Here is a 23,722-nt window from a genome sequence, read left to right on the forward strand (position 1 = left end):
ATCGTGTCCGCCGACGTCATCGGGCGCATCGTGCGCGCGATCGTCCTCGCCCTCGCGTGCACCGCTCTGGCGGTCCGCGCGGGCGAGGCGGCGTCGCCGGCGGGCACGCTGATCACCAACACCGCGACCGCGCAGTATGCCGCCGGACCCGCCGGCGTGACCTACAGCGTGCAATCGAACGTGGTGCAAGTCGCGATCGCGGCGGTCTCCGCGATCGTCGTCGGGCCCAAGGAAAAGGCGGTCAACCCCGCCACCGAGGGCTACTCGGCCGGTTCGCCGATCACGCGCACGTTCACCATCACCAACGCGGGGAACGCCGCCGACGCCTATACGGTCACCGCGGTGACGACGGGCGGCGGCGCGATCTCCTCGATCGCGTACCTCGAGTCGAACGGCACCGTTCCGGTGACGCTCAACGCGACGACCACGCCGACGCTGCAGCCGGGTGGGTCGATCTCGGTGCAAGTCGGTCTCACCACCAAGGGCGTCGCGGTCGGCACGAGCTTTCCGATCGCCCTGACCGCGCGGTCGACCAGCACCGGCGCCGCCAACGGACTCGTCTCCGACAGCGGCCAGGTGTGGGCGCTCGCGCAAGCGGCCGCGTCGCTGGGCGGCGTCACCGGTCCCAACACGCTCGTCACCAAGCTCGTCGACTCGGTCCGCTCGACCACGGCGAATCCGGGAGCCACCATCACCTACTCGATCGCGTTCAAGAACTACGGCGGCTCGGCGGCGACGAACGTCGCCCTCACCGACGACGTTCCGGCCGGCATCACCGCGCTGCCGCAGACCGCGACGCTCAACGGCACCAACGTCGCCGCGGCGGCGTCGCTGAGCGGACAAGTGCTGACCGTCAAGGTCGGGACGTTGGCCGCCGGCGCGATGGACACGCTGACGTTTCAAGCGACGGTCATGAACGCCGAGAGCGCGGGATCGAGCTTCGTCAACGTCGCCTCGCTGGCGGCCGACGGCATCAGCCCGGTCTCGACCTCGCCGGCCAGCGTGCTGGTCGGGCTGGCCAACAAAGTCTACGACGGATACGCGGGCGGCGGGTCGGCGATCGCCGGCGCGACCATCACGCTGCGCGACGCGAGCACGCACGCCGTCATCGCGCTCCCGCAGAACCCCGGCGGCACCGCCGGTTCTTCGGCGCTCACGCGCGCACCGCAAGACGCGCTGGTCGGCGTGCCGGCCGGGGGGCTCGCGCCCAACTACAGCAACGCGAACCCGTTCACCACCGGCGCCGACGGCACGTACAGCTTCGTCTTCAACACCAGCCAGCTCGGCGTGCCGGGCCAGCCCGCGCAGTACGAGCTCGACATCGCGGCTCCCAACTACACCGCGCGCCGCATCGCGGTCACGATCAGCCCGGACGCCACCGGGCTGCTCTACGACGCGACGCTGCGCGATCTCGACGGCATGCAGTTGGCCTCGCCCGGCGGCTTCACGCTGGTCGCCAACTCCGTCTCACTCTCCGACGTGTTCGGCCTCCTAGGAAACCTCCCCATGTTCGCTCCGCACCCGTTGACGGTCAGCAAGACCGTCGACCGTGACGTCGCCTCGGGCGGCGATCGTCTGCTCTACACCGTGCAAGTCGGCAACTCGGGCGCCAGCTTCGGCACGACGCGCGTCGTCGACACCTTGCCGGCCGGCATCGTCTACGCGCCCGGGACCGCGCGCGTCGACGGTCAACCGATCGAACCGCTCCGCGACGGCCGCATCCTGACCTGGACGCTGGCCGGCGTGAGCGGCACGCACACGATCACCTACGCGTGCGTCGTGCTCCCGTACGCCTCCGAGGGCACGACGCTGGTGAACCTGGTCGACGTCGACGCGCTGGCCGCGAGCGGCGCGCACGTGACGGGCAGCGCGAGCGCCGACACCCGCATCGTCGCCGGCGCGCTGGGCAACCGCATCGTCATCACCGGCCGCGTCTTCGCCGACGTCGCGAAAACCGGCCGCTTCCGCACCGGCGACAAGGGCGTCGCCGGCGTGCGCGTCTACCTCGAGGACGGCGAATCGGTCACCACCGATCCGTACGGCCGCTTCACGTTCCCGGCGGTCCGTCCGGGACAGCACGTGCTGCGCGTCGACGAGACGACGCTGCCGGCGAGCGTGAAGCCCTACGGCGACCGTCGCTACGACAGCACCCGCAGCCTGCAGCGCCTGCTGCACGGCCTCTACGACGCCGGCTTGATGCAGGACGTCGAGTTCGCTCTGGAACCGGCCGCATGAACCTGCGTCGTCGCTTCCGCCGCACCGCGATCGCGTTTCTCGCCACCGGATTCGTCCTCTCGACGATTCAGGTCGACGATGGTGCGCGCATTCCGGCTGCGCTGGCGGACACGACGACGATCCCCGCGCTCGCCTCGCCGGTGCCGCCGGGGGCGCCCGCCGCGAGCCCCTCGCCCGATCCGTCCGACGCGCCTGACGATCCGACCAAGGGTCCGCGCGGCGGCGACCTCACCCATCTGACCTTCACCGCGACCGACGGTCTGACCGCGGCGCTGAACGATCCGGTCGACGACGGCGTCGCCGGCAGCACCGCCGCCGCGATCGCGGTGCAGACCGTGCGCGGGGCCGGCGTCGAGCTGAAGGTCGGCGGCGAGGTCATCCCGTTCTCGCGCATCGGCAAACGCACCGTCGACACCAAGACCGGCCAGACGATCTACACCTACTACGGCGTCGTGCTGCGCGCCGGCGCGAACGACGTGCAGCTCACGCCGCTGGGCGCGAACGGTCTGCGCGGGACGACGAGCACGCACCGCATCTACGGTCCCGGACGCCCGGTCGCGATCGCGATCGCGGCCAGCGGTCCGCTGCGCGCCGACGGGAGCAGCGTCGACGACCTGCGCATCCAAGCGCGTGACGCCTGGGGGCACCATGCGGCGTCGGGCGAGCTCGTGCAGCTCACGCTCGTCTCCGGTGACGCGCGCCTCTCGCGGGTCGCGGTCGCGACCGACGATCCCGCCGCTCCCGCCGTGACGCCCACGCCGCAGCCATCGCCCTCGCCGGGCGCCGGCGCGGCGAACACGCGGCAGACGATCGGCGTCGCGCTCGGCCCCGACGGTTCGGCGATCGTGCACCTGCTGCCGGGGATGATCCCGGGCGACATCGTGCTGCAGGCGTCGAGCGGCGATGCGACCTGCGAGACGCGCGTCTTCCTCGCGCCCAATCCGCGCAAGCCGTTCGTCAACGGCCTGGTCACCGCCGGCGCCGGCGCGGTGCCGGGCATCCCGGACAGCCCCGACGACGTCGCCGACGGCACCAACTCCCGCCGCGGCCGCATCGCGGTCTTCGGCACCGGCTCGGTCGGCAGCGGCGTGTTGACCTTCGCCTACGACACCGCCAACGTGCTGCAGCGCACGACGGACTACAGTGGTGCGGCGAGCGTCGATCCGAGCGATCGTCCGTACGCGATCACCGGCGACACCAGCTCCCTGCGCGACGACGCGCTCTCGCGCGACCATCTCTTTTTCCGCTACGACAGCGGCCGCACCAGCGCCGAGTGGGGCGAGTTCCAGGCCTCGACGACGACCGACCCGACCAACCTGGGTGCGTTCAACCAGCTGGTCGACGGCGCCAAGCTCGACGTCGCCGGCGCGAACGCGCGTGCGACCGTGTTCGCGGCGCGCAACGACGTCGGCTACGACCGGCGCGTGTTCGCGCCGACGGGCCTCGCCAGCGGCGTGATGCTCTACCCGCAGATCGTCGTCGGCTCGGACGTCGCCTACTTGGCGGCGATCGATCGCCGCACCGGCGCCGTGCTGACGCAGACGCCGCTCACCAACGGCGTCGACTACACGATCGAGTACTCGACCGGGCAGCTGCGCTTCATCAACATCCCGCTCCCGTTCGACCAGAACTTCAACCCGCAAGAAGTCGTGCTGACGTACGAGTACGACGACCCCAGCGGTGCGGCCAAGACGGTCGGCGGCCACGCCGAAGTCGCGCTCGGCAAGGCCGTCAAGCTCGGCTTGGGCTACGTCAACGACACGACCGGTGCCGGCAACGTCACGCTGGCCTCGCAGTCGCTCAGCGGGACGATCCCGGGCGGCTCGTGGTCGATCGTGCACGCCACCAGCGCCGGCTCGCTGCTGGCGACCTCCGCCGATCAGACGCAAGCCGGCGACGGCGGCGGCGCGCTGCATGCCGCGCTCACGCGCAGCGTCGGCAACGACCACCTCTCGTTGCTGTTCGATCAGACCGGGGCGGGCTACGACGATCCGTTCGGCGGGCTCTCCACGCCCGGCCTCATCAACGAAGCGGTCAGCTACGGCCACAAGTTCGCCGGCGGCCAGGGCGAGATCGACCTCGACCTCGACCATCAGGCCAACGTCGGCATCAACGGGGCGGCCTCGACGACGCAGACCGAAGCGCAGCTGCGCGCGCGCCGCCAGCTCGGCAAGCGGGTCACGGTGACCGCCTCGGTCGACCGCCGCGTCTCGACCAGCTCCGCGGTCGGCACGCAGCTGGCGGTGCCGACCCCCGCGCCGAGCGGAACGCCCAGCCCGTACGACGTGACCAATCTGCCGGCGCAGGAGTCGACGCAGGTGCAGGCCGGCGTCGACTGGCGGGTGACCAACGCGGCGACGCTGAGCGTCGACCGTCTGCAGACGATCGGCGGCGAGAACTCCGTGCAGCCGACGCAGACCGACGCGCAGCTGACCTACGACATCGGCAAGATCGGCCGCGTCTACGCGCGCGAGCGCTGGAGCGCCGCGCCGGTCGAAAGCTTCGCCGACGCGACGCAGGCGCTCACCTCCGGCACCGGCGGGACGCGCTCGTTCGAAGTCGGCGTCGAGAACCGCTTGGGGCCGATGACGACCGTCGACGACTCGTGGGGTGTCGATCACACCGCCAACGGCAGCAGCATCTACACCGCGCTGGGTGTGCAGGAGAAGCTCAACCTGGGCCGCGTCAAGGGCAACGCCTTCATCCAGGACGGCACCGCCAGCGGCTACGACTCGTCGAGCGGCGGGTTCGACGTGTACGGCCTCTCGCTCAGCTACGCCGATCCCAGCAACCGCCTGCGCGTGAGCGGTTCCTCGCAGCTGCGCACCGGCAACGGCGCCGGCTTCTCCGATACGCTCGGCGCGGCCGGCGCGCTGACGCAGGACCTTTCCGTGTTCGCCGCGCTGACCGACGCGCGCTCGGACGGCAACGGCGAGTCCGACGACAAGGTCGGCTTGGCCTGGCGCCCCGCGCAGAGCGACGACGGCGTGACGCTCTTCCAGTACGAGCGCCAGACCGGTACCGGCACCTACGACGGCAACGACGAAGGTGCGGTGCTCTCGCTCGAGCAGGTCGTCCGCCTGCGCCGGCGCACCGAGGTCACCGCGCGCTACGCCTACAAGCTCGACGGCGACCAGTTCTACGAAGCGCACAGCTCGCTGCTCGGCCTGCGCGTCGATCAGACGCTCGGCGATCGTTACGACGTCGGCGCCGAGATCCGCCGCGCGAACGTGCTCGGCATCGACGGCGCGACCTCGAACGCGTTCGCGCTCGAGGCCGGCCTGCGGCTCGGCAACCAAACGCGCTTCGGCGTCGGCTACAACTTCAGCGCGACTGCCGACCCGTCGCTGGCGACGACGCCGCAGCACCGCGGCTTCTACACCACCGTGACGACCGTGGTCGACCGCATCTTGGGTTGGGGCCGCTAGGACGAGCGGCGCAGCGCGACGACTTCGATCTCGACTTTGGCGCCGCGCGGAAGGGCGGCGACGGCGACCGTCGAGCGGGCCGGATACGGACCCTCGCCGTACGGCTGCGCGTAGACCGCGTTGACGGCCGCGAAGTCGTCCATCGCGACCAGGAAGATCGTCGTCTTGACGACGTCGGCGAAGCCGAGTCCAGCCGCTCGCAGCACGGCGTCGATGTTGCGGTTGATCTGGTGCGTCTGCGTCGCCGCGTTGCCCTCGACGAGCGAACCGGTCGCCGGGTCGAGCGCGATCTGGCCAGAGCAGAAGACGTACGGCCCGGCCGCGACGGCTTGCGCGTAGGGCCCGATCGCGGCCGGTGCGTCGGGTGTGCGGATCGTCTCGCGCTCGCTCACGCGTGCGCCGGGAGCGCCGCGTCGGGCGGCGGCGACATCGTGCCTTTGTAGCGGTTCTGTTCCGGGCCGACGCCGAAGTTGCTCTTCGCGAGCTCGGCGATACGCGCCAGCTCGGCGGCGCTCAGGCGCGGCGTGTCGGGCGCCGCTGCGAACTCGCGCAGCTGCTCGCTATCGTAGATGTTCGGCAGCACGGTCATCACGCGCGGTTCGGCCAACAGCCACTGGATCGCGGCTTGACCGAGCGTGCGGCCGGGCTCCTCGAGGAAGCGCAGCGTCTCGACTTTCTGGATACCGTTGATCAGCCACGAGCGCGGACGATGGCTGCGATGATCGGTCGGCGGGAAGACGGTGTCCTTGGTGTACTTGCCTTCGAGCATCCCCGACGAGTGCGGCACGCGGATGAAGTAGGTCGTGTCGGCGTGGAGCTCGTCGGCCGCCGCGACCATCTCGTTGCCGGGGTACGGCTCGAGCAGGTTCCAGATCATCTGGACCATCGGCACGTTGCGCTGCGCCGCTTCGATGCCTTCCCACAGCCAGCCGATGGCGGGACCGAGCGCGACGCCCCAGCTGCGAATCTTCCCCTCGCGGCGGAAGTCTTCGAGCAGCGCTTGCAGCTCACCGTCGCGCACCTGCTCCAGGCGCGCGTTGTGCATCTGCCAGACGTCGATGTAGTCGGTCTGCAGGCGCCGCAGCGAACCTTCGAGCGCCTTGCGCACGAAGGCGGGCGAGAAGTCTTGCTCGATCTCGTTCTGGCCCTTGCGCTCGCCGGCGTGATGCTCCCAGTCGTACCCGAACTTCGTCGCGTACACCACCTTGTCGCGCCGGTCCGAGAAGGCGGCGGCCAGCTGCTCCTCGCTGCGGCCGTTGCCGTAGGTATCGGCGGCGTCGAACGTCGTGACGCCGAGCTCGTATGCTTCGCGCATCAGCGCGACCGCCTCGACGTCCGACTTCTCGCCCCACCAGCCGGTCGAGGTGGTCCACAGGCCGAAGCCGACCTCACTCACGGTCACGTCGGATTGGGGCAGCGTACGGTACTTCATCGACTCTCCTCGGCGGGACCGCTTCGGCGCCCCGGAGCGGCGCGCCTCGCCCGCCGAGGGGCCTCAGCGCGCGCCGTTCGACAGGTGGCGGGAGAGGCCGAAGTAGAGCGCGGCAAAGCCGAAGTCCGTCGCCGCGAAACCGCCCCACGTCGGCGAGTGCTCCCGCACCGCCGCGACGGTCATGAGCACGCCCGCGCACAGGAAGCCGATCGGAATGACGCGCACGATGAGGCCTCGCCTCATGAACAGAGTAAGTCCTTCACCAGAGCGAGCGCCGCTGCGATGATCGCGAAGACGCACGCGATGAGCCCGAGAACGGCTGCCACCGGCACCGCGCCGAAGATCGCGGCGATACCCCCGGCGGTGGCGATCATCGCCGAGATCAGCGCGGCCATGTCGGCCGCGACCTGCATGCAGTAGCAGCACACTTTGATCGCGACGCGCTCGCCGTTCCAGATCGGGTTTTCGACGTCGCTCCCGACCGTCGGGGCGTAGGCCAACAGGCCGGGGTGCCGGTGAATCCCCCGCGCGGCCGTCAGCGTCGCGGGAAGCGCAAACGTCGTGGTGGCGGGCGCGCTCCCGGCGGCCGTCGCCGTGCACGAGAAGTTCACCCCGTCGGCGGTGTCGACGTTCACCGTCCACGCCGTCCCGTTGACGTCGATGAACGCGTTCGTCACGCTGGTCGACGAGCTCGCGGCGATCGTGAGCGTGTGGACGAACCCGTTGGTGTCGGTGAACTGAACCGTGCCGTTCGAGGGCAGCGTGCCGGGTCGCGTGAAACCGGTCGAGTAGGTTCGACCCGTCGCCATGGACGTGAGGGCGTAGCTGTACGTCGCCGCGTTCGCGCTCGAGACCGCGATGTCGGTCGTGTTGTTGAAGACCGGGGAACCGCCCGACGTCGCGCTCCCCAGCATCTGTGAGATGTCGTTGTACGCCACCTGGCTCGTGCCGCCGGTCGACGGCGCGAGCGTGTAGTTGTACTTATATCCTCCGCCGTTGGTCGTACACGACTCGCAGAGGACGGCCGGCTGGCGCTTCGCCCCGGCCAAATGCGAGAGGGTCGTCACCCCGGCCGCCCCGGCGCATCCGGCCAAGGCAAAGGGGACTGCGACACCGACAAAGCCACGGCGCGATATCCGAGAATGTTGCATCGAGACACCTTCACTCGAAAGACGTCCCACCCAGTATGCTGTGCCGGAAACCGTAGCAGAGGGTTCCGATCGTGTCAAGAGATGACTTCCGCGCGTCCTTCGATCGCGTGGCGGATTGGATCGACGCCTACCTGCGCGAGACGCGCCGCTATCCGGTGCTCTCGCGGGCGCAGCCCGGCGATCTGGTGCGCGCGCTGCCCGACCACGCGCCCGCGGAGGGCGAGTCGTTCGAGGCGATCTTCGCCGACTTCGAGCGGCTGATCGTCCCCGGCATCACGCACTGGAACCATCCCCGGTTCTTCGCCTACTTCGCCATCAGCGCGGCGCCGATCACGGTGCTGGCCGAGGCGCTGGCGGCGGCGCTCGACGTCAACGCGATGCTATGGCGCACCTCGCCGGCCGCGACCGAGCTGGAAGACGTCACGCTGGCATGGCTGCGCCGGATGCTGGGCCTGCCGGACGGCTTTCACGGCATCATCTACGACACGGCCTCGATCGGCGGGTTCACCGCGCTGGCCGCGGCGCGCGAGTCGCTCGACCTCGACATCCGTACGCGGGGGATGGCCGGGCGCGACGACCTCCCGCCGCTGCGCGTCTACCTCACCGAGCACACGCACTCGCACGTCGAGAAGGGCGCGATCGCGCTGGGCGTCGGGCGCGAGAACGTGGTGAAGATCCCGGTCGACGAGCGCTTCGCGATGCGGCCCGAATCGCTCGCGCAGGCGCTCGACGACGACCTCGCGCGCGGGCTGCGGCCGATGTGCGTCGCCGCGACGGTCGGCACCACCTCGACCACCTCGACCGATCCGATCGCCGCGATCCGCGCGGTGACGCGCGAGCGCGGTGTCTGGCTGCACGTCGACGCGGCCTACGGCGGTCCGGCCGCGATCCTGCCCGAGTTTCGCTGGCTGCTCGATCCGGCGCACGAGGCCGACTCGATCGTCGTCAACCCCCACAAGTGGCTGTTCGTCCCGGTCGACCTGAGCGTGCTCTACGTGCGCGACCCCGAGCTGCTGCGCCGTACGTTCAGCTTGGCCTCCGACGTGCTGGTGACGTTCGAATCGGACGTCCACAACTACATGGACTACGGACTGCAGCTGGGGCGGCGCTTTCGTGCCCTCAAGCTGTGGTTCGCGCTGCGTGGCTACGGCGTGCACGGGATGCAGGCCAAGCTGCGCGGTCACATCGCGCTGGCGCAGGAGCTGGCCGGCTGGGTCGACGCGGAGCCGGATTGGGAGGTCGTCGCGCCGCACCCGCTCTCGGTCGTGTGCTTCCGCCACGCGCCGGCCGGGATCGCCGACGGCGAGCCGCTCGACGCCCACAATCAAGCGATTCTCGATGCGGTCAACGCGACCGGCGAGGCGTTCTTGAGCTCGACCCGGCTGCGCGGCGGGCTCGTGCTGCGGGTCGCGATCGGCAACGAGCGCACCACCCGCGAGGACGTCGCGCTGGCATGGCAGTTGCTGCGCGACGCGGCGGCCTCGGCCGGCTAGACGCCTCGCGGCGCGAGGCGCCGCTCGTACCAGAACAGCGCCGCCAGCGGCAGCAGCGGCAGACCGAACAGCGCCACGTGCAGCGCGTGCGCACGCGCCGCGCCGGCGGTCTCGCGGGCCGCGAGACCGCACCAGTGTGCCCCGGTCTCGAGGGCCGGCCCCAGGCCGTGGCGCACGGTGAGGTAGAGCACGCCCGCGACCAGCAGCGCGGTCGCGACCCGCACGCCGGGCGGCATCAGGACGCGAGCGCCAGCTGCACGTCGTGCGAGGCGAGCAGCTCGCGCGTCACGTCGCCGACGTTCTCGCGCAGCTCGGCGTTGCGCTCGACGACCTCGTCGGCGCCGCTGAGCACCGCCGCCGCCGTCTCGCCGACCCGCGCGCTCGCCTCGCGGACGCGAGCGATCGCACCGCGGACGACCTCCGTCCCTTCGGCGACGCCGCGCACGGTCTCGGCGATCGTGCGAGTCGCGGCGGACTGCTGATCGACGGCGGCGGCGACATCGGAGGCGGCCGAGGTCAGGTCGCCCACCGAACCCCGGATCTCCTCGAGCGAGGACGCGACGTCGCCCGACGCGCGCCGCATCGAGCCGACCACGTCGGCGATCTCGGAGGTCGCGCTCGAGGTCGCCTCGGCGAGCTTGCGGACCTCCTCGGCGACGACGGCGAAGCCGCGCCCGCTCTCGCCGGCACGAGCCGCTTCGATCGCGGCGTTGAGCGCCAACAGGCGCGTCTGATCGGCGACGTTCTCGATCAAGGTCGTCACGGCGTCGATCTGTTCGGTCGCGTCGCGCAGCGAGCGCGCGACCTCGCCGCCGCGCTGGCTCTCGCGACTGGCACGCTGGGCGACGGTCAGCGCCCGCTGCATGCGGTCGCGAATCTCGCTGCTGGCGTGCGAGAGCTGGTCGGTGGCACCGGCGACCTCGCCGATCATGAGCCCCGAGCGCTCGGTGATCGTGGCCACCTGCGCGACCTCGTCGCGCGTCTGCTCGGCGAGCCGTTCGGCATCGCGCGCCGAGGCCAGCATCGCCTGCGAGGCGCGCGTGACGTCCTCGACGACGGTGCGCACGCTGCGCTCGATGCGGTCGACCACGTCGCGCACGATTTTCGTGCGGGTCCCGGCGGCGGTGCGCTCGGCCGCGAGGCGGCGCGCTTCCTCGCGCGAGGTCGCTTCGGCGGCGAGCTGCGCGTCGTCGAGCGCGCGCTGGGCGTCGGTCAGCGCGAGCGTCTTCAGGTCGGCCTCGCCCGCGAGCGCGTCGCGCAGACGCCGACTCTCGGCCAGCGCCGCGTTCGCGCGCGCGTTCTCCTGATCGGCGGCGATGAACAGCGCGCGGATGCGCACCGTCATCCAGATGAGGATACCGCACTCGACGACCACGATGACGGCGTGGAGCAGCACGCGCGGCAAACCCCCGAAGCCGCTCTGATCGGGGAACACGGAAAGGGGTGCGACGAAGTCGAGGATCAGGTGATGCAGCGCGGTCAACGTCGCCGCGAGCGCGATCGGGCGCCAATCGACGTACGCGACCAGCATCGCGAAGACCGCGAAGAAGTACATGTGGAAGTCGATTTGCAGATCCCCCGCGCCGGCGTGGACGAACAGCATGGGCATCCCGACCAGCGCCCAGGCGACGGTCAACCGCCCGGCTAGGCCGTTCGGAGAAAGGCGAACGCCGAGCGTTCCGATCAGCGCCAGCGCGGCGGCGAGCGCGGTCGGCGGCGCGACCGGGTGCGCGTTGAAGGCCGCGATCGCCGCGACGACCGGGACGTGCAGCCACAGCAACACGACGAAAACCTGCGACGCACGGCGGCGCAGGGCCATCAAGGCCTGGGGTTCAGTCGGAGACATCCGTTCCTCACGAGGCAGGGCGAGCGAATTCCGCGCCACCACCCCGTGCGCTGGACTACATCGACCCTAACGGGTCAGGCAGCCGTTCGGATGCCGTTTCGTCAGCGAACGGCCGCTTTTTGACCCGCGCTTTACCTTTTCAGAACGTGCGCAAGTATTCTTCGCGCTCCCACGGGTGCACCGCACGGCGGTACCGCTCGTACTCGGCCAGCTTCGCGTCGCGGAAGGCATGGTAGATGTGATCGCCGAGCGCGCCCCGTACGACCAGGTCGGCGTCGAGCGCGGCGATGGCCTGGCGCAGCGACTTCGGCAGCTGCGTGATCCCGTGATCGGCGCGAAAGCGGTCCGACAGATCGTAGGTCGAGCCGGTGAACGGGTCGCCGGGCAGGCTGCGCGAGCGGATGCCGTCGGCCAGCGATTCGACCAACACGGCCAGCGCGAGATACGGATTGCAGGACGCGTCGGGGCTGCGTACTTCGATCAGCGGCGGTTCGTCACCGAAGGCCGGCGGCACGCGCACGAGCGCGTTCGCGCTGCGCTGCGACCAGACCGTATAGACGGGCGCGTCCCAGGCCGCGACGAGCCGCTTGTACGAGTTGACGGTCGGATTGCAGATCGCGGTGAAGCCCGGCGCGTGCTCGAGCAGGCCCGCGATGGCGTGCAGACGGGCGACGTCGTCGACGTCGCCCGTCGCGAAATAGACGTGCAGCCCGCTGCCGGCCGAGCTCTCGAGCGGCTTGGGCATGAAGGTGGCGTGCAGCCCGAACTGCTGCGCGATGCGCCGCGCGACGTTGCGCACCGTGACGAGGCGGTCGGCGATCGACAGGACGCCGGCGGCGGCGAGGTCGAGCTCGTGCTGACCCGCGCCGTGCTCGTGATGCGCGCTCGAGATCGGGATGCCCATCGCTTCGAGCGCGACGCTCATCGCCAAACGCGCTTCTTGGCCGCGGTCGCTGGCGGAGAAGTCGAAGTACGAACCGACGTCGGTCGTGCGCGTCGTCGGCGTCCCGTCCGGTTCTTGCTGGAACAGGTAGAACTCGACCTCGAGCGCGGTCTGCAGCTTCTGAACGACGTCGCCCGCGTCTTCGAGCACGCGCTTGAGCGTCGTGCGCGGGCAGCCCTCGAAGGGCGTGCCGTCCGGCATCTGGATGTCGCACAGGATGCGCGCTTCGGCTTGGCCGTCCTCGCTCCACGGCAGGATCGTGAAGGTCGCGGCATCGGGCCGCAAGACCATGTCGATCTCTTCGCCGCGTACGAACCCGTCGATCGAGCCGCCGTCGAAGGTGACCTTGCCGTCGAAGGCGTGCTCCAGCTCGGAGACCGGGATCGAAACGCTCTTCTGGATGCCGAGGATGTCGACGAAGGCCAGGCGCACCCAACGCACGCCGCGTTCCTTGGCGGTCGCGAGGACGGAGCGGCGAGCGGCGTTCGCGTCTTTCACGGTCGTGAGCATCAGCCGTCCAGCGCGTCGACGGCGAGCGCCGCGCGCACCGTGAGCTGGTCGTGCGGCGAGTCGAGGTCGAGTCGGCCGATCTCACCGATCTGGCGCAGGCGATAGAAGACGGTGTGTCGGTGCACGTTGAGTCGCGCGGCGGCCTCCTTGATGTTTTGGCCGACGTCGAAGAAGAGCTTGAGCGTCTTCACGAGCTCGGTCTGGTGCTTGTCGTCGTAGGCGCGCAGCGGCTCGAGGATGCGCGTCGAGAACGCGCGCCAGTCTTCGCGAGTCGCGCCGTTGCGATGCAGGAGCGGGTACACGCCCAGGTCGTCGTACGGCATGACCCGGCCGCCGCCGAACATCCGCCGCGCGATCGTCATCGCTTCGCGCGCCTCGTCGACGCTGCGTGCGACCTGTACCATCTCGGCGTGGCGGCCGACGCCGCCGACGATCTTGACCTCGATGCCGGCGCGCGCGATGCCGCGCGGGATCAGCGTCGCCGCCGTGCGCGCGTTGGAGGCGTCGATCTCGAGCGGCGCCGGGACGAGGAAGAAGAAGCCGGGGCCGCGCTCGATGACGACCACTTCGCCGGTCCGGGTGCCCAGGACGTCCAGGCACACCCGCCGCAGCTCGGCGTTCTTCTGCGCCGCGACCGACTCGTCGAGCCCCTCGCCTTCGACCGCCACGGCGACGTAGCCGGGCGCCAGCGCGATGCCGCGCGCCTGCGCGTCCTCGCGCGCTTCGAGCGGGTCCTCGTAGGCCCGCGCCAAGAGCCGATCCCAGAAGCCGCGGCGCCGCCCCCGTCCGCCGGCCGACTCGCGCGCCAGCTCGACGGCGATCTGGGCGGCGGTCAGGCGGATCATCCCCGGCGCGTCCTCGGTTTCGCGCGGGCCGGCCGGGAAGACGCTCAGCCAGCCGAGCCGCGCTTCGCCGGCGCGGATCGGATAGGCGCGGGCGCGGGCGTCGGCCGGCGCCGTCAGAGCGACCGGCTCGGTGCCGTCGACGTCTTTGGGAACCAGGTCGCGCACGGAGGTCGGGATGGCCCGATTGGCGGTCCCGGCTACGGCGAGATGGCGCCATTGGGCATCCTCGACCAGCACGGCGGCCTCGACCGTCGTCGCGAGGTGCGCCGCGAGCGCCTGCGCTCCGCCGCCGCCGGCTGCGATCCGGGCGAGCGACTCGGCGTAGGCCAAGAGCGGTTCGGTGCGGTCCCGACGCGGGGACCGCGGGGCGATGGCCTTGTCGTCCACGAGTCGTGGGCTCTTAGAGCAAACCGCTTGCGCTCCTTTGGACGTGTGTCGAGAGGAGACACGCAGGGCGCTTTGTGACGCCGGCACGAAGTGCGTCCCATGGAGACGTTCGCGTGAGCTTGTTGACGTTCCACTTGTGGGTCGGCGCGGTGGTGGCCCTGGCCGCGATCGCCGGGATCTGGCGCACCTCCGACCGGCGCATCGCGCTCTACATCGTCACGCTGCAGGTCCTGATCGGGATCGTGCTGGTCGTGCAAGGGCTGCGCGCTCCCTCGCTGCACTACGCGCTGGCGATCCTCGGCTTCATCGGCTACATGGTCGCCAACGCGATGGCCCGCCGCGCCGCCGGCCGCCCCATCGTCCTCGCGACCGCGATCCTCTCGTCGGTGCTGCTGCTGGTCGCGTTCGCGGTCGGCCACAGCGCCGTGCAGCACGCGTGGGTTCGCTGACGCGAACCCGTCGCGGTCCTCGCTTCGCTGCGGTCCGCCGTTAGCCGGACGGGCTCGACGGGCTGAGGATGGTCTGGACGGTGGAGACGACGGTCAGCGCGCCGACGACGGCGACCGTCGCCCACGCGATCGCGTTGAAGGCCCAGTTGTTGACGTAGGTCCCCATCAGCCGGGGCCGGTTGATCAACAGCAGCATCAGCACCAGCACGATCGGCAGCAACGCGCCGTTGAGCACCTGTGAGTAGAAGATGATCGCGTTCTGCAGCACGTCGGGCGCGACCAGCACGATGGCGGCGCCGATGACGATCAGGCTGGCGTAGAGCGAGTAGAAGATCGGCGCCTGGCTGAACGAGTTCTCGACCCCCGACTCGAAGCCGAACGCTTCGCAGACGTAGTACGCCGTCGAGAGCGGCAAGATCGAAGCGGTGAAGATCGCCGCGTTGAGCAGCCCCAACGCGAACAGCAGCGAGGCGTACTTGCCGGCCAGCGGCTGCAGCGCGGTCGCGACGTCGCCGGCCGTGTTGACCGAGAGCGCGGCCTGATGCGGTCCCAGATGCAGGTTGTGGACGAAGATCGTCGCTCCGGTCGCGACGATGATGAAGTAGGCGATGACGTCGGTCACGATCGCGCCGGTGATGACGTCGACCCGCGAGTACGGGTACTCCTTGATCCGCACGCCCTTCTCGACCACCGCCGACTGGATGTAGAACTGCATCCAGGGCGAGATGGTCGTGCCGATCACGCCGATCGCGGTCAGCACGTAGGCTTGCGTGGGCTTGAAGTGCGGGACGAAGGTCTGGTGCAAGATCTCGCCCCACGGCGGATGGACGAGGAAACCGCTGACGACGTAGGCCAGGTAGACGAAACAGAAGGCGAAGAAGATCTTCTCGACCACCCGGTAGTTGCCGCGGGTGACGAGCGTGAAGACCAAGATCGCCGCCAGCGGAACCAGCACGAACTTGGTCAAGAACGGCAGGTACTGCTGGAAGACCGGCGAGGCGTAGGCGATGCCGGCGAACTCGGCGGCGGTGTTGCCCAGGTCGCCGAAGACGAACAGCAGCAGCACGATCGCCGTCACCTTCACGCCGAAGTTCTCGCGGATCAGATCGGCCAGCCCTTTGCCGGTCACGGCGCCCATCCGCGCGCACATCTCCTGCGTCACGATCAGTGCGATGGTGACCGGGATCAGCAGCCACAGCATCGAGTAACCGAACTGCGCGCCGGCGATCGAGTAGGTCTGGATGCCGCCGACGTCGTTGTCGGCGTTGGCCGTGATGATGCCCGGGCCGATGATCGAGAAGAACATCAGCAGCGAGCGCCACAGGGACGGGCGCTTCACTACTCAGCCGGCCTTTTGCGCGGGACGGTGATGACGGGTGAACCGTGGCAGCTTGCGTTTGAGGCGTTCGGGGATGATCGCGTCGATCGCGTCGTCGACGGTGACGATCCCCAGCAGCTTGCCATCGGTGGAAACGACCGGCACCGCCAGGAGGTCGTAGCGCGCGATGGTGCTGGCGACGTCCTCGGCCGGCGTGTCGGTCGAGACGCTCACCAGGTCGGCTTCCATGACGGCGTGGATCGGATCGTCGGGCTTGGAGAGCAGCAGCGTGCGCAAGCTGAGCGCGCCCAGCAGCGTGCGCGCCTGATCGGTCACGTACAGGTAGTAGACGAACTCGGTCTCGGGACCGATCTCGCGGATCTTCGCGATCGTCGCGTCGACCGTGCGGTGCGGATAGATCCACACGTAGTCGGTCGTCATCAGCCCGCCGGCGGTGTCTTCGGCGAACTTGGCCAGCTCGCGCAGCTCCTCGGCCGTCTCCGGCTCCATCTCGGCGAGCAGCGCGTTCTGCTTGTCCTCCGGGAGCTCGCCGAGCAAGTCGGCGGCGTCGTCGGAGTCCATCTCCTCGATGATGTCGGCGGCGCGCTCGGTCCCCAAGTCGTCGATGACCGCGCGCTGCACGTCGGGGTCGAGGTGCTCGAGCGCGTCGGCCGCGTGCTCGTCGTCGAGCGAGCCGACGACGCGCGCGGCGTCGCGGGCGGAGAGCTCGCTGATGATCTCGGCCAGGTCGGCGGGCTGGATGCGGCCCAGCCGGCTCTGGCTGACCGAGAGCCGCACCTGCTCGGGGTTGAGGTCGTGCAGCGGCGCCACGTTGTCCCACGCGATCAGCGAACGCGGGATGCGGTCCATCAGGCGCGCGGCGATGCGCTGGCCGCCCAAACGCCGCAGCAGGCCGGCCACGCCGATGTCGGCGGCGACGACGCGGATCGCGTCGGCGGTGCGCGCCAGCTCGAGGTCGTTGATGCGCACGACCTTGCGGCCGTCGACGTCGACGATCTGCTTGTCGAACAGGTCCTCGACCAGGTAGAGGGCCTGGTCGTCGGGCGGTGCGGGCTCGGTGGGCGCCGCGGTGAGGACGACGGTGCGGTCGGGCTCGATCGCGGCGACCGAGCCCACCGGCGCCAGGCGCATCCCGGCCCGGGTCTTGATCGCGATGGCGTCGACCTTGGGGAACGTGTCGTCGGGGTGCTGGACGACGAAATCCGCGACCCGGCCGACCTGCTGGCGGGTACCGTCCGGGCGCTCGACGACCGCGGGGCGACCGACCAGTTCGGAGACGAAGCCTTCCTGGAAGCGCGTCTGCGTCGTCGATGCCACGTCGTCTCCCCCTTACCATCAAAAAAGCCGCCGGGTCTCGCTCCCGTCGGCCGCCGCCTCTACCGTGTCCATCGTAACCCCGCCGTCAAGCCGAAGCGAGGGGCGTGAAGCCGCGGACCGCAGCGGCCGAAACCCTAGGAAGATGACCCCTTCGATCCGGCTCGTGACGGGACTGTCCCTGGCCGCGCTCCTGTGCGCCTGCTCGACCCCCAAGCCGTCCGCGACCAGCACCCCGACCCCGGCCGGCGGCTCGACGGCAGCCGCGGGCGCGACGCCCGGCGCGGCGGCGACCCCCGTCGGCGTGCCGCCGGCGGGCACGCCCCAACCGGCGGTCGGACCGCCGAACGCGCCCGTCCCGATCCCCGGCAAGAAGGGGGCGATCCCGCTCGACGCCACCCAGCAGGCCGACCTCGACAAGTTCCTGGCGGCCCACCCGGCCCTGCGGCCGCGGCTGCGCTACGCGCTGGCGCTCGGGGACGACAACCGCCGGCACCTGGTCGTCTACGACGGGGGCGGGCTGAGCGCCGACGGCAAGCGGGCCGGGGTTCACGGGTTCGTCGTCTTCAAGGTGCTCAACACCGACGACGGCTCGCACTACGATCCCGAGGGTGACGAGCTGATCGCGCCGATCGCGGCCCCGCCCGAGCGGCACATCACCGCCAACAACGTCTGAACGAGAAAGGCCACCCCGACGGGTGGCCTTTCTGGTTCTCGACGGCCCCCCGGCGCTCAGCGCGCGGTCGGCGTCGGTGACGGGGTCGGCGTCGCGACCGGGGTCGGACTGGGTGCCGGTGTCGGGCTGCCCGTCGGCGGCCCGACGGTGGTCAGCGCGGTGCCGAAGCGGTCGTCGACGACCAGGATCACCGCGGACGGGCTCTTGTCCGTGGCCGAGACCGTGGCCGTCAGGGAGCCGGTCTTCGAGCTGGCCAGCAAGTCGGGGAGGCCGAAGCCGTGCGCCGGCGGGGTACCGAACGTCACCCCGGCGCCGAGCATGAGCGCGGTCAGCGGGCGGCCCAAGCAGTCGTAGGCGTCGAGCGGGGCGCTTCCACCGGCGGACAGGCCGATCGGCGAGGAGGCCGCGGCCAGCTGGATCTCGTTGACCTGGTACGGGATCGCCAGCACGTCGGCCGGCCAGTTCCAGGTGAAGAAGACGATCCAGCCGCGGCCCGCGGTGGTCGTGAGCTCGGAGGTGACCGTGATCGACGCGCTGGTCGCCGTCCCCGAGAACGAGCCGCTCACGCCGGCCACGGACGGCCGGGTGACGGCGGTGAGGATGGGGGCCGCCTGCGTGCCGACGTAGGCCAGCGTGAACGTCGACGAGCCGAGCGGCTCGATCGCGCCGGCCGGATCGCCGAAGGTGGCCTGCGGATAGTCGGTCGGGTCGCTGCAGAAGTTCAGCTCGGGCACCGACGCGGTGACCGGGCTCGAGCCGCGGCGCTGGACGCCGGTGAACTGCCAGTTGGCGCAGTCGTTCGAGACGGCGCCGTTCCCGCACGACTGGATCGGCGGCAACTGCAGCTCGCTCCAGCCGCCGTCGTCATAGGACGAACTGGTCCCGCTGCTCTGCGTGTGCCGGGTCGACGTGTTCAGCTTCGCCAGGATGTGGCGCGCGGCCGACGACTCGCCGGGACTGCTCGGCCCCGTTTGGTTCGCCGTTCCCGGCGAGGGGGCGATCCCGCCTCCGCCGGCACAACCGGCGAGCAGCAGCAGCGCGAGCGGCAACGCGAACTTCCTAGCATCCATGAGCTATCGTCTCCCTCCAAGGCGGCTGGAGGAAGATTGCCGGGTGACGCCCGACACACCGGCTGGGCGCCGTAAAGTTTCGGTAAAATCCGTACGCTAGACGACGATTGCGTCGGAGACGAGGGTGGCGAAGCTCTGCGCCATCGTTTCCACACCGGCGATGATCCGCTGCTGGATTTGAACCTGGATTTGATCCTTGGTGAACGCCGTCGTCGCTTGCGCGACGTTGAGGTCTCGGATCGCACTCTCCGAGGCCTGATAGTTGACGGACGCCGTGTTGGCGTTGACCGCCGCTTCTTGCAACGAGACGTTCTGCGCACCGACGCGCGCCCGAATGTTGCCGAGATATTGAATGCCGTAGTCGATGCGATATTCCGCCGCGGTATTCATCGTGTCCGAACCCACCACGATGTTGCCGACGCCGAGGTTGTTCGCGGTGACCGCCGGGATGTCGACGGCGATGGTCGATCCTTCGGCGGAGCCGTCGTTGACGTAGAGGTTGCTGCCGGGCGCTTTCGTTTGCGGCGCGAGGCTGACGACGGTCGCACTCTGACCCACGTCGGCGGCGCTCAGATTGTTGAAGGCAAACTGCAGGACTTCTTGTCCGTTTTCGTCCGTCTGCGTATATGGCCCGGGGATCGGTCCGAACGCGGGATCGATGAGCACGTTCGTACCTGCTTGAACCAAGAAGTTCGTGACTTGCGCCGGCCCGAATCCCGGCGACGCGCTCTCCAAGTCGACCGTCACAGAAAGCATATCCGTCGTTGGATCGTACGAGTTCACAGTGAACGTCTGCTCGATCTCTTCGCTCGTGTCGGTCGAGTTCGTGACGTTGGTCTGCGTCGGGTCGTAGAGCGTCTGTCCCGACGCCAGCGTCGGATTCGACGAGAACAGCAGCTGGTTGGGCAACGGGAAATCACTCGACGCACTCCCGTCGAGTAGATTACGGCCGTTATACGTCGTGTTCTCGGAGATCTTGTTGATCTCGAGCGTGAGCTGGGTCAGCTCAACCTGAATGTCCGCTTGATCCTGCGTGCTCTCCAGATCGCTGTTGGCCTGCACCACCAAAGACCGCATGCGCTGGAGAATGTCAGAGATCGTCGCCATCGCGCCGTCGGCGATGGTGAGCGCGTTGTTGGCGTCCTGCACTTCCTGAACGCCTTGATCGAGACCCATCACCTTGGTCGCAAGCGAAGTCGCGATCGCGAGTCCGCTCGGATCGTCTGCGGCCGTATTGATACGCAGGCCGGAAGAGAGACGCTGTACTTGCGTCGACAGGTCCGACTGCGTTTGGGCGTTCGCGTTGAGTGCGTAGTTCGCGAACCCCAAGACGTCCATGGTGATGGTGGCTCTTCCCTCCGTGGAAGCTGCCCGTCCGTGGGCTGGGGTACAGGTACCCCTTCCCACCCTATCGGCACCTGCCGAGCCCCAACTTTACCCCTCCATCCACAGATTCGGTGGTGGCCGGGCGGCCGGGAGCCGATGAATCGGGTGTGCATCTCCGTCTGCGGCGCCTGCTGGCCGGGACGGGTGTCGCATGCCTGGTTGCCTCGGCCGTCTGCTTCGCGTCGGAGGGGGCGCTGCTCGCGGCGCCGTTCCTGGCCGTCAACCTGCACCTCCCCGCGAGCCTGCTGGCCGTGGTCGAGCCCTCGCCCGGCCCGAGCCCCACGCCCGCTCCCTCGCCCTCACCGTCCCCTTCGGTCGCGCCGCATCCGGTGCGTCACTCGTTCCTGGGCGAGGGGCCGATCGTGTTCTCGGGCTCCGGCACCTACCAGCTGGGGGTCAACAAGCAGACGCGCGACGGGTTGGACCTGGGCTACGACAGCTACTCGACGGCCCTCACCCTCACGGCGGACCGGCGCACCGCGCAGACGTCGCTCGAGATCAGCGACTCGCTGGGCGTCGGGGGCGGCGCCTTCAACTCCGGCTCGTTCATCGTCGCGTACCGCACCCCGACCTACACCCTGAGCTACGGCCAGCTGGCGGGTCCGGCCGACACCCAGCTCGAGATCGGCGGCTTCGCGCGGGGCATCTCGCTGACGCTGCCGCTGCGCAACGGCGACCTGACCTACATGAGCGCGATCGCGACCGACTCCGAGGAGGAGACCTACCGGATCTACGGCCTGCGCCGCGACTGGAACGCGCTGGGCGGCTACTTCGCTCTCTCGGGTTACTATGGAACGGGACAGCAAGGCGGACGGGAATCGATCGGCGACTTCTCGTTCCAAAAATACGGCCCCGTCCTCTCGACCCAAACCGAGCTGGCCATCGGCCAGACCGACGACGTCCTCGACCAGCCGAACGGCATTCGGGTGGCGGGCGGCTTTCAGGCCGACATACAAGGGAAGGGCGCGAGCGAAACCTTCGGCATCCGGTACGACCCAGCCGGCTTCAACACGCTGACCGGGGTGCTCGATGGCGGGATGTCGGTCGACCTGGCGCTGCGGCGACAGGGCGGCTTCGGCAACTTCAGCCTCGACTACACCCACCTCGACGACCGCAACGTCGACACCCTTTCACACGACGACGACGTGACGCTGACCGGCGGCAAATCGTGGGGCCACTTCGGGCTCGAGTACGTCGGCAGCTTTCAGGACGAGCGCGAGCCGGGCTCGATCACCCTCAATCGCAGCGCCGGCCTGACCGCAACCGAGCAGATCAAGAAGATCTCGATCTACGCCACCGTCCAAAAGGCGTCGACCAGCGCCACCGACGGCAACGCAGCGACCAGCCAGTACGCGCTCGGGATCAGCCGCAACATCCTCGGCGGCGCGGCCTCTTACCAGTTCACCCGCAGCCTGGAGAACGGCGGCGGCCTGAGCAACGGCACCTCGGTCGACCAGACGGTCGACTACGCCCGGCCGTTCGGCAAGAAGGCCGACATCCAGGTCAGCGAAGGCTTCGAGGACGAGCGCAACAACCTGATCCCAGCCCGCATCGTCGAGACGGCGGTCAGCGTCGTGCGGCGACTCTCCTCGGTCGTCAGCATTCAGGCCAGCGCCGACGTCTTCCACCAGACCGGGCCGGGCGGCGGTTCGGGGACCGGCTTCAGCCTCTCGCTGGTCGGCCCATTCGGCTTCAACCAGCCGCAGTCGGTACAGGGGAAGGCCAACCCGCATCTGCCGGCGGTCATCCGCGGGACGGTCACGATGTCGAGCTCGGCGAGCCCGTTCTCGTACAACGTCGCCGCGCCGCGCGGGCTCAACAACGCCATGGTCGTACTTGACGACGGCATTACCGAGCGAACCGACTCCGCCGGCAACTTCGAGTTCCGTTTCGTCCCGCAAGGGACGCACGTGGTGCGGATCGACCCGGCGACCATATCGCCGGGGTTGGTGCTCGACCGCGAGTTCCAGACCGTCAACGTCCTGGGCGGCCAGACCACGACCCTGGCCTTCAACGTGGGCAACTTCGGCGCGGTCTCCGGACAGGTCTACGCGCGGGGGCCGAACGGCACCAAGATCCCGATCCCCAAGGTCGGGATCGCGGTCGACGGCGTCCAGGCGACGGTCACCACGCCCCAAGGGTTCTATCAGGTCGGCCGGCTGAATCCGGGCGCGCACACGATCGAGGTCGTGACCGCGACCGTCCCCTCGACGATCGCCTTCGTCGACGATACCAAGAAGACGATCACGGTCGCCGCCGGGTCGCAGGTACCGCTCGACTTCGCCGGATCGGCGCTCGGGTCGATCGCCGGCTTCGTCTATACGGCGGGCGAGGGTGGGTTCGGCAATCAAGTCGGGGCGAACAACGTGTACGTCGTGGCGGAGCCCGGCGAGCACGCCGGCATCACCAACGACGACGGGTCGTTCCTGCTCGACAACCTCCCGCCGGGCAGCTACACGCTGAGCATCGACCAGGATACGATCCCAGACGGCCTCGGGGTGGTCTCGGGCCCGGACGGCCCGATCGATCTGGCCGGCGGCGCGAACGTCTCCGGCGTCGTGTTCCGCTTGGGCGGGGTGGCGAAGAACGTCGTCTTCACCTTCAACCAAGGCAAGGAGCAGGCGATCCAGGTCGAGACGGAACCGGCCGTGGTCCCGCCCGGCGCCCTGGTGCACGTCGTCGCCCACACCAACGCCAAGGACGTCACGCTCACGGTCCAGAGCGACGTCTTCGGTAACTTCCCGTTGCACCTGGACAAGAAGTCCGGCGCGTGGGTCGGCGACGTGATCGCGCCGACGCTCACCCGCGGCGACTACTCGTTGACGGTCGCGGCGCAGCGGAAGGACGTCCGGGAGAACACCGTGCTGGTCCAGGTGGACCCGGGCCTGTCGCTCTTCACGATCCGCGTCTTCCCGGCCAAACCGCTGCCGGGCCACCAGATCAAGGTCTCGATCAAGACCTACGCCCCGGTCGCGGCCGGCGACGTCATCGAGTTCCAGGACGGCTTCAAGCTGCCGCTCCCCAAACCGAACGGGCGGCTGTTCGTCTTCAGCATGCCGCTCTGGGAGAAGGGGCTGCCCTACTCGGCCACTATCCGAACCAAGCGAGGGCAAAATTACCCGATAAGTCTCCGTTAAAAAGGCCCTCTACCGCACCGTGGGGCTAACGACCGGCCCCCTGACGGTCGAAGACCGAGGTGAGGGGCGGAGATCGCCCCC

18 protein-coding genes are annotated in these 23,722 nt (G+C 69.6%); 6 read left to right on the forward strand and 12 right to left on the reverse strand.

From position 1 onward, the window contains the following. The first annotated feature begins 3 nt into the window (after positions 1–3). On the forward strand, positions 4–2,235 hold the full coding sequence (locus VMD91_02880; GenBank protein ID HTW82997.1) for an isopeptide-forming domain-containing fimbrial protein: 2,232 nt from the start codon (positions 4–6) through the stop codon (positions 2,233–2,235). Further along, entirely contained in the window at positions 2,232–5,663 is a 3,432-nt protein-coding gene (locus VMD91_02885) for a hypothetical protein (protein HTW82998.1), read from the forward strand. Before VMD91_02880 ends, VMD91_02885 begins: the two co-directional genes overlap by 4 nt. Here the strand turns inward: VMD91_02885 and VMD91_02890 are convergent. From VMD91_02890 to VMD91_02905, 4 genes are all read right to left on the reverse strand, one after another. Beyond that, complete coding sequence (locus tag VMD91_02890; GenBank protein HTW82999.1) at positions 5,660–6,055, reverse strand: RidA family protein; 396 nt, start codon at positions 6,053–6,055, stop codon at positions 5,660–5,662. The genes VMD91_02885 and VMD91_02890 overlap by 4 nt on opposite strands. After that, on the reverse strand, positions 6,052–7,095 hold the full coding sequence (locus VMD91_02895; GenBank protein HTW83000.1) for an aldo/keto reductase: 1,044 nt from the start codon (positions 7,093–7,095) through the stop codon (positions 6,052–6,054). Before VMD91_02895 ends, VMD91_02890 begins: the two co-directional genes overlap by 4 nt. Positions 7,096–7,158: 63 nt before the next feature. Then, positions 7,159–7,338 carry a hypothetical protein gene (locus VMD91_02900; protein HTW83001.1) on the reverse strand — a complete coding sequence of 60 codons (180 nt, stop codon included), beginning with the start codon at positions 7,336–7,338 and terminating at the stop codon, positions 7,159–7,161. Then, positions 7,335–8,162 (reverse strand): hypothetical protein, encoded by an 828-nt coding sequence (locus VMD91_02905; protein ID HTW83002.1) that lies wholly within the window; start codon positions 8,160–8,162, stop codon positions 7,335–7,337. The genes VMD91_02900 and VMD91_02905 overlap by 4 nt, the downstream gene beginning before the upstream one ends. A 155-nt stretch (positions 8,163–8,317) precedes the next feature. Between VMD91_02905 and VMD91_02910 the strand changes: the two genes are divergently transcribed. Then, positions 8,318–9,739 (forward strand): pyridoxal-dependent decarboxylase, encoded by a 1,422-nt coding sequence (locus VMD91_02910; protein ID HTW83003.1) that lies wholly within the window; start codon positions 8,318–8,320, stop codon positions 9,737–9,739. Here VMD91_02910 and VMD91_02915 read toward each other — a convergent pair. From VMD91_02915 to VMD91_02930, 4 genes are all read right to left on the reverse strand, one after another. Then, the gene (locus VMD91_02915) at positions 9,736–9,975 is read right to left on the reverse strand and encodes a hypothetical protein (GenBank protein HTW83004.1); all 240 of its coding nucleotides are present in this window, start codon (positions 9,973–9,975) and stop codon (positions 9,736–9,738) included. The genes VMD91_02910 and VMD91_02915 overlap by 4 nt on opposite strands. After that, complete coding sequence (locus VMD91_02920; protein HTW83005.1) at positions 9,975–11,558, reverse strand: methyl-accepting chemotaxis protein; 1,584 nt, start codon at positions 11,556–11,558, stop codon at positions 9,975–9,977. Before VMD91_02920 ends, VMD91_02915 begins: the two co-directional genes overlap by 1 nt. A gap of 166 nt (positions 11,559–11,724) precedes the next feature. Next, the gene (locus tag VMD91_02925) at positions 11,725–13,038 is read right to left on the reverse strand and encodes a glutamine synthetase family protein (GenBank protein ID HTW83006.1); all 1,314 of its coding nucleotides are present in this window, start codon (positions 13,036–13,038) and stop codon (positions 11,725–11,727) included. Further along, positions 13,038–14,270 carry a helix-turn-helix domain-containing protein gene (locus tag VMD91_02930; protein HTW83007.1) on the reverse strand — a complete coding sequence of 411 codons (1,233 nt, stop codon included), beginning with the start codon at positions 14,268–14,270 and terminating at the stop codon, positions 13,038–13,040. Before VMD91_02930 ends, VMD91_02925 begins: the two co-directional genes overlap by 1 nt. A gap of 113 nt (positions 14,271–14,383) precedes the next feature. Here VMD91_02930 and VMD91_02935 point away from each other — a divergent pair, with 113 nt between their 5' ends. Beyond that, positions 14,384–14,719 (forward strand): hypothetical protein, encoded by a 336-nt coding sequence (locus VMD91_02935; protein ID HTW83008.1) that lies wholly within the window; start codon positions 14,384–14,386, stop codon positions 14,717–14,719. 40 nt (positions 14,720–14,759) lie between these two features. Here the strand turns inward: VMD91_02935 and VMD91_02940 are convergent, their stop codons facing one another. Continuing rightward, positions 14,760–16,058 (reverse strand): Nramp family divalent metal transporter, encoded by a 1,299-nt coding sequence (locus VMD91_02940; protein ID HTW83009.1) that lies wholly within the window; start codon positions 16,056–16,058, stop codon positions 14,760–14,762. 3 nt (positions 16,059–16,061) lie between these two features. Next, a complete protein-coding gene (locus VMD91_02945; GenBank protein ID HTW83010.1) occupies positions 16,062–17,375 on the reverse strand; it encodes a CBS domain-containing protein in 1,314 nt (437 codons plus the stop codon). Positions 17,376–17,517: 142 nt separating this feature from the next. Here VMD91_02945 and VMD91_02950 point away from each other — a divergent pair, with 142 nt between their 5' ends. Next, positions 17,518–18,048 (forward strand): hypothetical protein, encoded by a 531-nt coding sequence (locus VMD91_02950; GenBank protein HTW83011.1) that lies wholly within the window; start codon positions 17,518–17,520, stop codon positions 18,046–18,048. A gap of 56 nt (positions 18,049–18,104) precedes the next feature. On the opposite strand, the gene VMD91_02955 is transcribed toward VMD91_02950, so the two are convergent. Both VMD91_02955 and VMD91_02960 read right to left on the reverse strand, forming a co-directional pair. Beyond that, on the reverse strand, positions 18,105–19,118 hold the full coding sequence (locus tag VMD91_02955) for a hypothetical protein (GenBank protein HTW83012.1): 1,014 nt from the start codon (positions 19,116–19,118) through the stop codon (positions 18,105–18,107). A gap of 96 nt (positions 19,119–19,214) precedes the next feature. Further along, entirely contained in the window at positions 19,215–20,456 is a 1,242-nt protein-coding gene (locus tag VMD91_02960) for a flagellin (GenBank protein ID HTW83013.1), read from the reverse strand. Between the two features lie 155 nt (positions 20,457–20,611). On the opposite strand from VMD91_02960, the gene VMD91_02965 reads away from it, so the two are divergent. Further along, positions 20,612–23,641, forward strand: a complete 3,030-nt coding sequence (locus VMD91_02965; protein HTW83014.1) for a carboxypeptidase-like regulatory domain-containing protein — start codon at positions 20,612–20,614, stop codon at positions 23,639–23,641. Positions 23,642–23,722 lie beyond the last annotated feature (81 nt).

Source organism: Candidatus Sulfotelmatobacter sp., from assembly GCA_035504415.1.
Taxonomy (GTDB): Bacteria; Vulcanimicrobiota; Vulcanimicrobiia; order Vulcanimicrobiales; family Vulcanimicrobiaceae; genus Vulcanimicrobium.

Bases quoted from the DNA above. Each gene is read 5' to 3' on its own strand.
- VMD91_02885 (HTW82998.1), top strand. From the start codon at position 2,232: ATGAACCTGCGTCGTCGCTTCCGCCGCACCGCGATCGCGTTTCTCGCC.
- VMD91_02900 (HTW83001.1), bottom strand. From the start codon at position 7,338: ATGAGGCGAGGCCTCATCGTGCGCGTCATTCCGATCGGCTTCCTGTGC.
- VMD91_02895 (HTW83000.1), bottom strand. From the start codon at position 7,095: ATGAAGTACCGTACGCTGCCCCAATCCGACGTGACCGTGAGTGAGGTC.
- VMD91_02955 (HTW83012.1), bottom strand. From the start codon at position 19,118: ATGGATGCTAGGAAGTTCGCGTTGCCGCTCGCGCTGCTGCTGCTCGCC.
- VMD91_02920 (HTW83005.1), bottom strand. From the start codon at position 11,558: ATGGCCCTGCGCCGCCGTGCGTCGCAGGTTTTCGTCGTGTTGCTGTGG.
- VMD91_02950 (HTW83011.1), top strand. From the start codon at position 17,518: ATGACCCCTTCGATCCGGCTCGTGACGGGACTGTCCCTGGCCGCGCTC.
- VMD91_02925 (HTW83006.1), bottom strand. From the start codon at position 13,038: ATGCTCACGACCGTGAAAGACGCGAACGCCGCTCGCCGCTCCGTCCTC.
- VMD91_02960 (HTW83013.1), bottom strand. From the start codon at position 20,456: ATGGACGTCTTGGGGTTCGCGAACTACGCACTCAACGCGAACGCCCAA.
- VMD91_02915 (HTW83004.1), bottom strand. From the start codon at position 9,975: ATGCCGCCCGGCGTGCGGGTCGCGACCGCGCTGCTGGTCGCGGGCGTG.